This is a genomic window from Streptomyces sp. NPDC020801 (assembly GCF_044334385.1).
In the GTDB taxonomy this organism is placed as follows: Bacteria; Actinomycetota; Actinomycetes; order Streptomycetales; family Streptomycetaceae; genus Streptomyces.
The window spans coordinates 112822-127117 of record NZ_JBIRST010000012.1 but is presented as its reverse complement, the minus strand read 5'-3'; the positions used below and the strand labels follow the sequence as shown (position 1 = coordinate 127117).

Sequence of the window (14296 nt, the reverse complement as noted above, 5' to 3'; positions counted from 1 at the left end):
GGTCGCGAGCGGCCACGGGCGGCCGGTGGCCGGGCCCCGCGCCACCTGCGGCGCTCAGAAGGCGATCCCCTCGGGGATCGCCTTCTTCATGGCCGGCGCCAGGCCGACCAGCGGCGCCACCCCGTGGCCCGTCCGCCCCGCGGGGATGGTGACCTCGACGTATGCCTTGCGAAGGGTCGTCGTGAAGCGGAACGACCCGTCGTTCTGCTTCTGCAGCAGCCAGCCCACGCCGTTCACCTCGGCGCCGTCGGCCTCAGGGTCGTTCATCGCGGCGGGCCGCGGAACCCCGCAGCGCAGTATGATCGCCGGGCTTCCCCAGCCCGCGGTCAGCGCGGAGGCGGGCCTTGGGTCCTTGCGGCTCAGTCCGTCCAGCGTTCGCGGCAGCGACCTGTCCAGGTTCCGGCACAGCTTCGTGACCGCCGCGTCCGGGCCGGGAACCGCCGCGGTGGAGCTGTCGTCGCTTGAGGAGCAGCCTGTGGCGGTGATCAGCACGGCGAGGACGGGCAGGCCGAGAAGCCGGTGACGGAAAGAGCTCACCGGCCAAGGGTAGACGGGGGCTACAGATGCACGACCGGGCAGGTCAGGGTGCGCGTGATGCCGTCCACTTGCTGGACCTTCGCGACCACCATCCGGCCCAGGTCGTCGACGGTGTCGGCCTGGGCCCGCACGATGACGTCGTACGGTCCTGTCACGTCCTCGGCCTGGATCACCCCAGGGATCTTGCTGATCGTCTCGGCGACGGTCGACGCCTTGCCGACCTCCGTCTGGATCAGGATGTACGCCTGTACCACGGAACCTCCAGGGCGGCCACGAGGATCATGTGGGGAAAAGGAACGCCACGGTATCGCGTCGCCGCCCGCCACGGGGAGACCCGCGAAGGCCGTGACGGACGCGCCCGGGTGCAGGTAGGACAGAAGTTGACGGTCACCTCGACCGTAACGAGGACCGCGATGACGCGCGACCGGGAACGGACAGGTACAGAAGGGGCGAAAGGGCAATGAAGGGCACTGTTGGTGAACTCGGGGAGTTCGGGCTCATCAGGGAGCTCACCTCCCGTCTCACCACCACCCCGGCGGTCCGGGTCGGCCCCGGCGACGACGCCGCGGTGGTCGCCGCCCCGGACCGCAGGGTCGTGGCGAGCACCGACATACTCCTGGAGGGGCGGCACTTCCGCCGGGACTGGTCCACGGCGTACGACGTGGGCCGCAAGGCGGCCGCCCAGAACCTGGCGGACATCGCCGCCATGGGCGCGGTGCCGACCGCGCTGCTGCTCGGCCTGGTCGTCCCCGCCGAACTGCCGGTCACCTGGCCCACCGAGCTCATGGACGGCCTGCGTGACGAGTGCCAGGTCGCGGGTGCCTCGGTGGTCGGCGGCGACGTGGTGCGGGGCGACACGATCATGGTGTCGATCACCGCGCTCGGGGATCTGCGCAACCACGAGCCGGTGACCCGCGCGGGCGCCCAGCCCGGCGACCTCGTCGCCGTCACCGGCTGGCTGGGCTGGTCCGCGGCCGGATACGCGGTGCTCTCCCGCGGCTTCCGCTCCCCGCGCGCCTTCGTCGAGGCCCACCGCCGCCCCGAACCGCCGTACCACGCGGGCCCCGCGGCCGCCGGTCTCGGTGCGACCGCCATGTGCGACGTCAGCGACGGGCTGATCGCCGATCTCGGGCACATCGCGGAGGCCAGCAAGGTCCGCATCGACGTCCGCTCCGGCGCCATCGACATCCCCTCGCAGATGAACGACATCGGACAGGCCGTCGGCGTCGACCCGCTGCAGTGGGTGCTGACCGGGGGGGAGGACCACGCGATCGTGGCGACCTTCCCGCCGGACGTGAAGCTGCCGGCCCGCTGGAAGGTGATCGGCGAAGTGCTCAACCCCTCGGCGCTGCCCCAGGTCACGGTCGACGGGGCACCGTGGACCAAGAAGGGCGGCTGGGACCACTTCGCGGACATCGAGTCATGAGCGTCGCGCCCCCTCGTGTGCTGACCGTCGCGGGCTCGGACTCCGGCGGCGGCGCCGGAGTCCAGGCCGACCTGAAGACGATGCTCGCGCTCGGAGTGCACGGGATGAGCGTGGTCACCGCGGTGACCGCGCAGAACTCGCTCGGTGTGCAGGGCACCTGGGAGCTGCCGGTGCAGGCCGTGCGGGCCCAGTACCGCAGCGTCGTGGACGACATCGGCGTCCAGGCCGTCAAGACCGGGATGCTGGCCTCGGCGGAACTGGTCGAGGCGGTGGCCGGGTTGCTCGCCGGGACGGACGCGCCGGCGGTCGTCGACCCGGTCGGCGTCTCCAAGCACGGCGACCCGCTGCTGGCCGCCTCCGCGCTCGAGTCGGTCCGGACGAGGCTGCTGCCCGCGGCCACCGTCGCCACCCCGAACCTCGACGAGGTGGCCCAGCTGACCGGCCTACGGGTCGGCTCCGAGGAGCAGCTGCGCGAGGCCGCCGCGGCCGTCCTGGCGTACGGGCCGAAGTGGGTGCTCATCAAGGGCGGCCACCTCCCCGCAGACGCAGGGTCGGTGGGTGGGAGCCAGGCCGTCGACCTGCTGACGGACGGCTCAGAGGAGCACTGGCTGCGCGCGCCCCGGCACGGCAACCGGCACACGCACGGCACGGGCTGCACCCTCGCCTCCGCGATCGCCGCGCAGCTCGCGAGGGGGAAGTCCGTGCCGGAGGCGGTGGCGGCGGCCAAGAGATACGTCACCGGGGCGATCGCGGCCGGGTTCGCGCTCGGCGGCGGGATCGGCCCCGTGGACCACGGCTGGACCTTCCGGACCTCTCACCCGACGGGGTAGTCGGGCAGCTCGATGGCGGTGGCCGCCTTCTCCGTGAGCCGCTTGAAGAAGCCGGCCAGCATCCGCGAGCTGAGCAGCCGGTACATCCGGTCCCGGCTGCGGATCCGCCGCTCGGTCGCCGGCGCGAAGAACGGGCCCGCGTTCCCGGAGATCTTCTGGCAGCCCTTGGCGAAGTCCCGGACCCGGCTCTCGTACCCGGCGAACGCGGCGCGGTGGTCGCCGCCGGCCAGGGCGAGTTCACCGGCCAGGACATACGCGCCGACGACCGCGACACCGGTGCCCATGCCGCCCATGGTGGCGCCGTACCCGGCGTCCCCGAGCAGCGCCACCCGGCCCCTGGTGAGCCGGTCGACGTGGATCTGGGCGATCGCGTCGAAGTACAGGTCGCCGGTCTCTTCCAGCGCCTTCAGGACGTGCGGGGTCTCCCAGCCCATGCCCGCGAAGCGCTCGGTGAGGATCCGCTTCTGCGCGGCCACGTCCTGGCGGTCGTACGTCAGCTCCTCGGAACGGAAGACCAGCAGGGCGCCCGCCCGGTCCGGGTCCCCGTCGTAGTTGCCGATGACGACGGCGCGGCCCGGCTCGCTGTACACGCGCCCGGTGCGGTCCAGGCCCAGGTGGTTGGGGACCTGGAAGCCGGCCACGTAGTGGTCGAAGAAGCGCAGGAAGCGGGACTCCTCGCCGAACACCAGGCGGCGGGTGCCGGAGTGCAGTCCGTCGGCACCGACCACGAGGTCGAAGCGGCGGGGCGCGCCCCGCTCGAAGGTGACCTCGACACCGTCCCCGGTCTCGGTGAGCGTGGCGATCGAGTCCCCGAAGACGTACTCGACGCGGTCCCTGGTGCGCTCGTACATGATCTGCGCCAGCTCGCCGCGGAAGATCTCCACGTCGCCGCTCATCATCTCGGCCGGCAGGTCCACGCGCGGGGTGCCGTCGGCGCCGACGACGGTCTGCCGGCCCATGTGGGTCTGCCGCGCGTGGACCTCGTCCCACACGCCCATGGCGGTGAGGACCTCCCGGTGGACGTGGCCGCGGAAGTCGACGGCGAAGCCGCCGCCGCGCAGGGCCGGTGCCTTCTCCACGACGGTGACGCGGGCGCCGTACCGGGCGAGGTTCAGGGCGAGGGCCGGTCCGGCGACGCTGGCGCCGGAGACGAGGACGTTCAGGTGACCGAGGCGGTGGTGTGTGTTCGTCATGGCAAGCAGCCTGGGGGCGGGCGCTTACCGTCTCCCTACCGTGCGCTGACCGCCCCCTACCGTGCGCTGACCGCCCCCTACCGTGCGCTGACCGCCCCCTACCGCTCGCCGATCGCCGCCGACCGCAGGCTCCGGCCCTGCTCGAAGGCCTTCTCGTAGGCCGCGGGCGACAGTTCTGCGCGCACCCGCCCGCGCGTGCGTACGACGTCCGGGTCGTTCTCCAGGAAGGTCCCGCGCAGGCCCACGGCGGCGCCCAGCAGTTCGGCCGCCCGCGCGGGAGGCCCGGCGACCTCCGCCAGCGCGTCCGCGACGTCGGCGAGGGCCAGGACGTCGGGCGACTCCAGGGCCTGGGCCCGCGCCTGCGCGTACCAGTCGCGGGCCGTGCCGCGGTCCCCCTGCGCGGCGGCGGCGCGGCCCAGACCCACCAGGATGCGGACCGTCTCGCCGACGCTGAACCAGTTGGCGGCGCACGCCTGCAGGGCGCTCTCGTAGCGCACGCGCGCGTGGGCCGGGTCGCCGGAGAGCCGGGCCAGGTCGCCGAGGCCACGCAGGGCGCTCGCCACCTTGTCCGTGACACCCGCACTGCGCGCGAGGGCGGCCGAGTGCTCGAAGTGCGCGGCCGCGTCCTCGAGATCGCCCCGGTGCAGCAGCACCACCGCCCGCGAGCGCAGCAGGTCGGCGGTCTCCTCCGGAGCCTGCAGCTCCCGTACGTACGCCAGGCCCTCGTCGAGCAGCTCCAGGGCGTGCCCCGACTCGCCGCGCCAGTGGGCGAACGCGCCCAGCGGATCGAGGCAGTTGGCCATGCCCCACCGGTCTCCTGTCGCCCGGAAACCGTCCAGGGACCGGCGGAAGGCGGCCTCGGCGGCCGTCGCGCGTCCGCAGAACATCTCCTGGTAGGCGGTGCCGAGGTCGAGCAGGGCCCGCCCCCAGGGACTGCCGTCCGTCTGTACGCGCACGTGCTCCTCGACTGTCAGCTGCGGTCCGCCCGTCAGGGACCACAGGACCACGGTGAACGGCAGCCGCAGCGGCCGGTCCAGCGACCGCATCAGGGCGGCCAGGCGTGTGACGAGTGCGGGCTGAGCCGGATCGCCGCCCCCGTCGACCGTGCTGACCGCGCACAGGACGTACTCCTCCAACAGGCCCTCGGGCGGCTCGTCGCCCACCACGGCGAGCAGGGCGCGGGCCTGCGGCAGCTGCGCCCCGTGCAGTCCGCGCAGCCGCCGGAACCAGGTGAGCGCGGCCATCAGGCGCAGCGCGTCCCGGGGAGCGGTCCGCGTGAGGTGGCGCAGGGCGGCGTCCAGATTGCCGTGCTCGGCCGTGAGCCGCTCCAGCCAGGGCAGCTGCTCCCCGCTGCGGACGTACGGCTCGGCCCGTTCGGCCAGCCGCAGGAAGTACGCGGCGTGCGCGTCCCGCAGTGCGCGCGCCCCGGCGAGGCCTGCGGAGGCGAAGGCGCGGATCGTCTCCAGCATCCGGTAGCGCCCCTCGAAGACCTCCAGGAACGACTTCTCCACCAGCGAGGCCAGCAGGTCCTCCGGGTACGGCACATCGCACACCGCCCCCACCGCGTCGAGCGTGGCGCCACCGGAGAACACCGTCAGCCGCCGCGCCAGTTCCCGCTCCTCGTCGTCGAGCAGATCCCAGCTCCACTCCACCACGGCGCGCAGGGTGCGGTGACGGGGAGCCTTCGTCCGGTCGCCGCGGGTGAGGAGGCGGAAGCGGTCGCCGAGCCGGTCGGCGAGCTCGTCCACGTCCAGGGTGCGCAGGCGCGCGGCCGCCAGCTCGATCGCCAGCGGCAGCCCGTCCAGGGCCCGGCAGATGTCGGCCACGCGCGCGTGGCCGTCGAAGCCGGGCCGCACGGCCCGCGCGCGGTCCAGGAAGAGCTCGGTCGCCGGCTCCGGCGGCAGCGGCGGCACCGGGACGAGCACCTCGCCGGTGATGCCGAGGGGTTCACGGCTGGTGGCGAGCACCCGGACACCGGGGCAGGCGCCGAGCAGCAGTGCGCAGACGCGCGCCGCGTCCTCCACGAGGTGCTCGCAGTTGTCGAGGACGAGCAGCGCCGCACGGTCCTCCAGGGCCGCCAGCAGCCGGCCCGTGGCGTTTGCCGAGGGCTGCCGGAAGCCCTCGCGCACCCCCAGCGCCGCCAGGACCGCGTAGGGGATCTGGGTGCCGTCGGTGAGGGGCGCGAGTTCCACGAGGTGGGCGTCGTCCCGGCCGTGCGCCGCCTCGATCGCCAGCCGGGTCTTGCCCGCGCCGCCGGGACCGGTCAGCGTCACCAGGCGGCTTTCGGGCAGCAGTGCGCGGATGCGGGCGAGTTCGGCGTCCCGGCCGACGAACCGGGTCAGCTGGGCCGGGAGCCGGGGCCGGGCCGGTACGGTGCCGCCGCTCTGGAGCAGTTCGAGGTGCAGGGCGGACAGCTCGCCGGACGGATCGGCGCCCAGTTCGTCCGCGAGCGTGCGCCGGGCCCGCTCGTACACCGTGAGCGCCTCGGCGGCCCGCCCGGCCGCGTGCAGGGCCCGCATCAGCTGGCCGTACAGCCGCTCGCTCAGCGGGTGCGCGGCGAGCAGCGCCCGCAGCTCCGGTACGAGCTCCGGGCCGCCGCCGAGGGTGAGATCCGCCTCGACCCGGTCCTGCGTGGCGGCCAGCCGCAGCTCCGTCAGGCGGGCCGTCTCGGCGTGCGCGTCCGGCAGGTCGGGCAGCGCCGGGCCGCGCCACAGGGCGAGGGCCTCGCGCAGCCGGGCGGCCGCCCGCGCGGGGTCACCGGCGGCCAGGGCGGCGCGGCCCTGGCCGGCCAGGAGTTCGAAGCGGTGGGCGTCGACCGCCTCGGGGGCGACGGCGAGCCGGTAGCCGGCCGGGGTGGCCTCGACAGGGGTCTGCGGGCCCAGGCGCCTGCGCAGACGCGATATCTGCGACTGGAGGGCACCCACGGCCCCGGCGGGCGGCTCGGCGCCGTAGAGGCCGTCGGTCAGGCGCTGCGCGGTGACCGTGCGGCCGGCGTCGAGGAGCAGCAGGGTGAGCAGGGCCCGGGGGCGGGGGCCGCCGGGGTCGACGGGGGTGCCGTCGTCGGTACGGATGTCCAGTGGGCCGAGGATGCCGAAGCGCATTCCCCGGATTCTGGCAGGTCGCTCCGGCACCGGGCACGGCAAAAAGCCGGCCCGCCGAGGCGGACCGGCTTAGTGCAGCGAACCAGCAGTGGCCGCGCGCTTAGCTGTTGCTGTGCGTCAGCGCGAGACCTTGCCGGCCTTGATGCACGAGGTGCAGGCGTTCACGCGCTTCGGCGTCCCGCCGACCACGGTACGCACACGCTGGATGTTCGGGTTCCAGCGGCGGGGCGTACGGCGGTGCGAGTGCGAGATGTTGTTGCCGAAGCCCGGCCCCTTGCCGCAGACGTCGCAGTTGGCAGCCACGGGTCACTCCAAAGACTTCAGATGCACTTACGGTTGATCCCGGCATGCCGGGATCAAGATCTCAGGCTCGAGAAGCCGTCTGAAATCTGAGTGGCGTTGCCAGGGGAAGAGCCCGATCAGGATCGGGCAACCGGAGCAGCATACAACGGCTGCGTCCGTACAACGAAACTACCATGGCGGATCCCGGCTCCGCCCGGGCCCTCAAGGGGTCCTCGCCGGGCTCTCGCCGGGTCCTCGCCCGGCCCTCTTCCGGTGGGCACCGCCTCTGGGTCTACGCTGCGTCCAGTCCAGCAGCCGCAGCTCAGGGAGGCGCAGGTGGCGCAGGTGCCGCAGACGTTCGACGCGCTGGCGGTGCGCACCTGGTGCGGTCTGGCGCTGCGGGCGCTGGGACGGGCGCGCGAGGAGATCGACGCGATCAACGTCTACCCGGTGGCCGACGGGGACACCGGCACGAACCTGTACCTGACCGTGGAGTCCGCCGTCGCGGCGGTGGAAGCCGTGTTCGCGGCCCACGAGGCGGGCGGTGCTGCGCAGGAGGCGGGCGGCGCGGCTCATGAGGCGGGCGGTGTGGCGCACGGGGCCGGCGGTGCGGAGGATGGCGGTGCGCTCACCGGCCCCTCCCTGGCCGACGCCGCGCGGGCGATGGCGCACGGCGCGCTGATCGGGGCGCGGGGCAACTCCGGGACCATCCTCGCCCAGCTGCTGCGCGGCATGGCCCAGGTGCTGGCCGCCGACGGGGAAGGTGCTCACACCGACGGGCGCGGACTGCGCCTCGCCCTGCGGCACGCGGCCGACTCAGCCCGGCAGGCCGTGGCGCACCCGGTCGAGGGCACGGTCCTGTCGGTCGCCTCGGCCGCCGCCGACGCGGCCACCGGCGCCGAGGGCGACTGCGGGGCGGTCGCGCGGGCCGCCTACGAGGGAGCGCGCACGGCTCTCGCCGCCACCCCCGGTCAGCTGGCGGTCCTGGCGCGGGCCGGAGTGGTCGACGCCGGCGGACGGGGACTGGTGACGCTGCTCGCGGCCCTGGTGGAGACGTTCACGGGACGGACACCGGCCGCGGGGACACCCTCTCCGGGAGCCGGCCCGGCCCAGGGGGACGGGCCCGCCGTGCCCCAAGCGCGCGTACGCCCAACCGAGCCGGACGGGCCGGGAGCCTGTGCCCCGTCCGCGAGCGGCCCCGCCTTCGAGGTGATCTACCTCCTGGAGGCCGGGGACACGGCCGTGGCCCGGCTGAGGGAGCGGCTCGACACGCTCGGGGACTCCCTCGTGGTGGTCGGCGGCGACGGGCTGTGGAACGTGCACGTGCACGTCGACGACGCGGGCGCCGCCGTGGAGGCGGGTGTCGAGGCCGGACGGCCGTACCGGATCCGGATCACGCACTTCGGCGCCGGAGACGTGCACACCACCGGCGCCGAGCGGCCGCCCCGCGAGCGTGCCCAGCGCGCCGTGGTGGCCGTCGTGCCCGGCGAGGGCCTGGCCGCGCTCTACTCGGAGGCCGGCGCGACCACGGTGCTCGCCCGCCCCGGGGAGCCGCCCGCGAGCGGCGAGCTCGTCGAGGCGCTGCGGCGGGCCCACGCGCGCGAGGTGGTCCTGCTGCCCAACGACGCCGAACTGCGCCACACCGCGGCCGCCGCGGCCGAACAGGCCCGCGGGGAGGGCATCCGCGTCGCCCTCATCCCGACCCGCTCAGCGGTCCAGGGCATCGCCGCGCTCGCCGTGCACGAACCCGGGCGCCGCTTCGACGAGGACGTCGTCTCCATGACCTCGGCGGCCGGTGCCACCCGCCACGCCGAGGTCATCGTCGCCGAGCACCAGTCCTGGACCACGGCCGGCATCTGCCAGGCCGGTGACGTCCTCGGCCTCGTCGACGGCGACGTGGCCGTGATCGGCTCGGACGTCACGGCCACCGCCGAGACCGTCCTGGACCGCATGCTCGTGGCCGGGGGCGAACTGGTCACCCTGGTCCTCGGCGACCAGACCCCGGCCACGGTCGCCGACCACCTGCAGGCCCGGGTCCGCGCGTCCTACCTCGCCGTGGACACGGTGGTCTACCAAGGCGGCCGCCAGGGTGCCCTGCTGCTCATCGGCGTGGAGTGAGCCTCAGCCGTCCGCCCGCTCCTGCGTCGTGAGTCGCAGCAGTCCTGTGGCCTGCGTGCGGCGGGCCGGGACGGGGTCGTCGTCGGGGGTGTTCTCGTAGGCGGTCAGTACGGCGCGTGCGCGTGCCGCTGCCTGGGCGGTGAGGCCGAGGCCGGCTTCCAGCCGGCCCGCGGTGAGTTCCGCCTCGGTGCGGTCGTGCAGGGCGTCCGGGCCCAGGAGGGCGAAGACGGCGATCGCCTGTTCGGTCCTGGACAGGGCCTCCGCCAGGACGGCCCGGGCGGTGGCGTCCTGCGTGCCCTCGGCGACGGAGCGGGCGAGCAGGTCGCCGAACTGTTTGTGGCTGTTGGCGAGTTCCGCGGTGAGCTGCCACCGCGCGTCCTCGTCGGCCGCCGTTTCCAGCGCCGCCTCGCACTCCCCGGCCGCCTCCGCCATCAGCTTCCGGGCGGCCTGCGCGCCCGCCTCCGTGCGCAGTGCCAGCCACGCGCGGGCGCGCAGGGAGCGGACGAGGCCGTGGACGCTGCCCAGGGACCGCCACAGATCGCCCGCGCGCGCGTAGGCACGATCCGCCTCGGCGAGCAGCCCGGCGTGGCTGAGCGACTCGGCGGCGAGATGGGCGAGCGTGGCGTGGTCCTGCTGCTCGGGCCAGAGCCGGGCGATCTCGGCGGCCCGGAGCCGGAGTTCGGCGGCCGCGCGGTGCTCCCCGAGCTCGCTCAGGCAGTCGGCGAGCCACCACTGCGTCTGCACCACCGCCCCGTCGCCGTGCGTCTCGGCGGACAGGTCCGGCAGCGCCGACTCCAGCACCTCGGCGGCCTCGGCCCACTGCCCCAGCCGCAACAGCAGCCCGCCGAGCTGCTGCCGCGCCCAGGCCCCGAGCGTCGCACCCTCGCCCGCCTCGTCGGCCCAGTGCGCCGCATCGAGGGCGTGCCCGGCCGCCTCCTCCGTCCGGTCGAGTCCGCCGAGCACCTCGGCGAGCTGAAGGTGCAACTGGGCCCGGCCCGTCGCCTCCAGGTGCGCCCCGCCGTGCTCCAGCCCGGCCCGCAGCGCCCGCTCGGCCCCCTCCGGGTCGCCCAGGTGGTGGGCGAGCCCGGCCAGCCGGGCCTCGTACTCCACGGCGAACCACGGCAGCCCCGCGCCGGCGTACTCCGCCGCGGCCTGCGCGAACAGTTCCGCCGCCCCCCGCAGGTCCCCGGTACGGGCGGTGACCTCCGCGAGCATCGCCCGCGCCTCGGCGGCCCGGGCCACCAGCCGCACATCGGTCCCGTCGTCACCGGTACGCCCCTCGACCAGCGCCAGCACCTCCCGCGCGGCCTCCTCGGCGGCGGACAGCACCTGCCCGGCCACGGGCCCCTCGGCCTCGTGCACCGGCCGCATCAGGATCCGTGCGCGCCCGATCACCACGGACGCCGTCTGCCGCAGGCCGGTGCCCTCCCCGGCGTACAGCGCGAGGACGCGTTCGTACGGTTCGGCGACCGCCGCCAGCGCCCCGTCCACGTCACCCGCCAGCGCCCGTACGTACGCCGCACGCGTGCGTGCCGCCAGCGCCTCCCCGGGATCGCCCGCCTCCGCGTACAACTCGGCGGCCCGTTCGAACAGCCCGGCGCCCGCGGCGCCCCGGCCCATCGCCTCGTGATCGGCGATCTCGGCCCGGTCCCGGGCGTCCAGCCCGACGCCCTCGGCCGCCCGCGCGACCGCCGCCCACGCCTCCATGGCGTGCGGCTGCAGCGTGTCCGACAGCCGCCGCGCCTCGGCGAGCAGCGCCGGCAGACCGGACGGGCCGGCCGCGGCCGAGTGGGCCGCGCCGGCGGGACGCGCCGCTGCAACGGCCGGGACGGCGGCCGGCCGCGCCGTGCGCACCCCCAGCGGCAGCCGGTCCACCAGCGGGCGCCGCGCCATGCGCGCGCGTGCCTGCTCGCCGACGTACGACGTGCCGTTGCGCTCGTCGAAGCGCGCGGCCAGGGCCTCGGCCTCCCCACGCGCGTGGGCGGCGAGTTCACCGGCCGTCCAGGCACGCCCGGCGGGCCCCGGCACCGCCTGGCCGGCCATGCCCAGCTCGGCCAGCCGGTCCATGAGCAGGGCCACCACGGCCAGGAAGTCCAGCCGGCTGCGCGGATGCCCGGAGCCGGTGAAGTACGCCGGCCGCTCGGCCAGCAGCTCCAGACCGCGTGCCTCGTTGCCGGTCAGCGCGCAGAACTCCACGTGCTCGGCGTACGCCGCGCGCATGCTCTCCATCGGCCGCACCAGCCGGAAACCCCGCAGATGATGAGCGCGCGCCTCGTCGACGCGGCCCAGCCGCAGCAGCGGCACCAGCGAGGAGGCGAGCACGGCGTGCGGCTCGTGGGCGCAGGAGAACCCGCCCTCCAGCACCGGCCGCCACAGCTCGACCGCCTCCGCGTCCCGCCCGCACTCCGCCTGCCACCAGCCCTGCGCGTGCAGCTCGCAGGCGTGGCAGTCGGCCATGCGGTCCCGGTCGGCGGCCAGCCACGCCGCGTACGCCCGTTCCGCGCGCGCCGCATCCCCGATGTGCGCTGCGACACTGAACTCGGCGCTGCGCACCGCCCGTTCGGTGTGCCCGGCGAGCCGGTAGCGGTGCTCCATCTCGCCGAGCCACTTCTCCATGGACGCCAGCGGGACGTGCGGCTGGTCCACCATGCCGGCCGTCATCCACTTGAAGACCCAGTGCAGCGAGTGGGTCTCGTGCTCGTCGAAGTCCTCGGGGTGTTCGTCCCACAGGCGCAGCAGCCGCGCGAAGGGGACGAACATCTTGTCCTTCTCGGAGCTGTAGTTGTAGACCTTCAGCTGGTGTCCGAGCGCCTCGATCACGGCGAGCGGGATGTTCAGCCTCTCGGCCTCGGCGAGCAGTTGCTCCGCGCGCGCGTTGCGCGCCGGGCCTTCCGGCCGCTCCCCGTTCTCGGCCATCGCCCGGCGCAGCGAGTCGAAGTCCGTGATCCCCGTCATCGGCGGCCGTCCTCCCCGTGGGTGGCCCACTCCAGCAGACCGATGAACGCGCGGTTGAGCAGCGCCGAGTCCGCCGGCCGCAGTGGGCGCTGCGCCATCAGCAGCGCCTGCCCGTACAGGGACTCCGTCGCCGTGCCGATCAGCTCCGGCTCGCCCAGCGAACCGATCCTGCGGATCAGCGGGTTGAGGTGGTTGAGCACCAGACGCGCGCGCGGGGCGCTGCCGCGCAGCGAGCCGAGGATGCCCGCCCACAGGTCGTCGGCCCGGGTCTCCGCCTCCGCGCGGGCCTGCTCGTGCCGGGCCGCCCGGTCGTCCAGGTGCAGCGCGGGCACCGACAGCGGGTGGAAGGCACGCAGCACGACGTCGCAGCCCAGTGGGTCCAGCTTGGCCCGCGCGGCCGCCAGGAAGCCCGAGAGGGCCAGCTCCACGGCCGGATCGACCGTGTCCAGGTGGGCGGTCACCGTGTCCGCGTCCAGTTCGGCGACCACCGTCCCCGGGCGCACCGACGGCAGCGCCTCGACCAGCTCGCTGTCGTAGGTGTAGCCGCCGTTGACGACACCGACGCCCTGCGCGGAGGCGATCGGCGCAACCTGCCGATATTCCTCGACCGTCCGCGTGAAGTGCACGACGGGATGCCGCTGCGCGAACTCCTCCAGGGACAGCCGCCCGTCGGTCGTCTCGAAGGGCAGCCACGGCAGCATCGTGCGCAGCATCTCCGCATCGTGCCGGGCGAGCGACTTCACCCCCAGGTGGTGCACGTCCAGGAACGCGGCCAGCCGCTCCGGGTCGCCGGCCGCGAGCCCGGTCAGCCAGGACCGGATCCGCTCGCCCAGTGCCTCCCGCACGCCGGCCAGCGTCTCGTCCTCGTACAGCGACTCGCGCGAGGCCGTCGGCCGCAGACTGTCCGTGTCGAGCACACAGCGCACGAAGAACGCCCAGTCGGGCAGCAGCTGTTCGGCCCGCTCGGTCAGCAGCATGCCCTTCAGGTGCACCCGGTGGCCCGCCCGCTGGGCCGGGCCGACCGCCGACGGCAGCACGTACGCCACCCCGCGGACCCCGGCCAGCGGCACGTCCAGATCGATCGAGTCCAGCGGGGTGAAGCCGAACAGGCCGTGACAGTGCCGGGCCAGGGCGACCCGGCGGGCGGTGGGGGAGGCGTACGGGCGGTCCCAGGGCGCGGGCAGATCGGTGACGGTCTCGTCGCCGACCCGGACGTCGTACGGCAGCAGTGACCCGAAGTCCCGCGCCAGCGCGAGCACCCGCTGCTCGGCCAGCCACTCGCCCGCCCCGGCCCGCGCCTGCAGGTGCACGGTGGTGCCGGGCTCCGGGCGGGCCGAGTCGGGCAGGGTTCGCACCGTGTACGAGCCGTCGTCGCGCGCCGTCCACTCCACGGGCGGCGCCTGCGGAGTGCGGGCGCTGCGGCTGACCACCCGTATCCGATCGGCGACCACGAAACAGGCCAGCAGGCCGATGCCGAACTGCCCGAGGAAGTCCGAGCGGGCCTCGCGCAGCCCGTCCGCGCGCTTGGAGCTGCGGCCGATGGTCGCCAGCAGGTCGTGCACGTCGGACTCGGTGAGACCGACGCCGGTGTCCTCCACGCGCAGTGTGCCGCCGTCCGCCAGCAGCCGTACCCGGGCGGGCGCGTCGGGCTCCTCGGCCCGCCGGGCGGTGATGGCGTCCACGGCGTTCTGCAACAGCTCGCGCAGATAGACCCTGGGGCTGGAGTACAGGTGGTGCGAGAGCAGGTCCACCAGACCGCGCAGGTCGACCTGGAAGGTGTGGGCCGGCTGGGGTGCCGGGGATGACGTTGAGGTCTTGGAGGTCTGGGAGTCCATCGTCACAGCGCCGGTGGGG

At 74.8% G+C, this 14296-nt stretch carries 10 protein-coding genes; 3 read left to right on the top strand and 7 right to left on the bottom strand.

Translation table 11 applies throughout. The annotated features are described in order from the left end of the window. Positions 1–54: 54 nt before the first annotated feature. Complete coding sequence (locus tag ACH4UM_RS24770; RefSeq protein WP_398183215.1) at positions 55–537, bottom strand: DUF3515 domain-containing protein; 483 nt, start codon at positions 535–537, stop codon at positions 55–57. A gap of 20 nt (positions 538–557) precedes the next feature. Next, positions 558–791 carry an Lrp/AsnC family transcriptional regulator gene (locus ACH4UM_RS24765; RefSeq protein ID WP_003997603.1) on the bottom strand — a complete coding sequence of 78 codons (234 nt, stop codon included), beginning with the start codon at positions 789–791 and terminating at the stop codon, positions 558–560. Positions 792–997: 206 nt separating this feature from the next. Between ACH4UM_RS24765 and ACH4UM_RS24760 the strand changes: the two genes are divergently transcribed. Next, complete coding sequence (locus ACH4UM_RS24760; protein ID WP_398183212.1) at positions 998–1963, top strand: thiamine-phosphate kinase; 966 nt, start codon at positions 998–1000, stop codon at positions 1961–1963. Next, complete coding sequence (gene thiD, locus ACH4UM_RS24755; protein WP_398183209.1) at positions 1960–2793, top strand: bifunctional hydroxymethylpyrimidine kinase/phosphomethylpyrimidine kinase; 834 nt, start codon at positions 1960–1962, stop codon at positions 2791–2793. The genes ACH4UM_RS24760 and thiD overlap by 4 nt, the downstream gene beginning before the upstream one ends. Here the strand turns inward: thiD and ACH4UM_RS24750 are convergent. The 3 genes from ACH4UM_RS24750 to rpmB all read right to left on the bottom strand — a co-directional run bounded on the left by ACH4UM_RS24750 (position 2778) and on the right by rpmB (position 7390). Further along, positions 2778–3986, bottom strand: coding sequence for an FAD-dependent monooxygenase (locus tag ACH4UM_RS24750; protein ID WP_398183206.1), 1209 nt, complete (start codon positions 3984–3986; stop codon positions 2778–2780). The two genes, thiD and ACH4UM_RS24750, sit on opposite strands and share 16 nt — an antisense overlap. A gap of 98 nt (positions 3987–4084) precedes the next feature. Further along, on the bottom strand, positions 4085–7087 hold the full coding sequence (locus ACH4UM_RS24745) for an ATP-binding protein (protein WP_398183203.1): 3003 nt from the start codon (positions 7085–7087) through the stop codon (positions 4085–4087). A 117-nt stretch (positions 7088–7204) separates the two neighbouring features. After that, on the bottom strand, positions 7205–7390 hold the full coding sequence (gene rpmB, locus ACH4UM_RS24740) for a 50S ribosomal protein L28 (RefSeq protein WP_004924906.1): 186 nt from the start codon (positions 7388–7390) through the stop codon (positions 7205–7207). A gap of 315 nt (positions 7391–7705) precedes the next feature. Between rpmB and ACH4UM_RS24735 the strand changes: the two genes are divergently transcribed. Next, the gene (locus ACH4UM_RS24735; protein WP_398183200.1) at positions 7706–9487 is read left to right on the top strand and encodes a DAK2 domain-containing protein; all 1782 of its coding nucleotides are present in this window, start codon (positions 7706–7708) and stop codon (positions 9485–9487) included. A 3-nt stretch (positions 9488–9490) separates the two neighbouring features. Here ACH4UM_RS24735 and ACH4UM_RS24730 read toward each other — a convergent pair whose 3' ends face one another. Continuing rightward, positions 9491–12442 carry a tetratricopeptide repeat protein gene (locus ACH4UM_RS24730; protein WP_398183197.1) on the bottom strand — a complete coding sequence of 984 codons (2952 nt, stop codon included), beginning with the start codon at positions 12440–12442 and terminating at the stop codon, positions 9491–9493. Further along, entirely contained in the window at positions 12439–14277 is a 1839-nt protein-coding gene (locus ACH4UM_RS24725) for an HSP90 family protein (RefSeq protein ID WP_398183194.1), read from the bottom strand. Before ACH4UM_RS24725 ends, ACH4UM_RS24730 begins: the two co-directional genes overlap by 4 nt. Positions 14278–14296 lie beyond the last annotated feature (19 nt).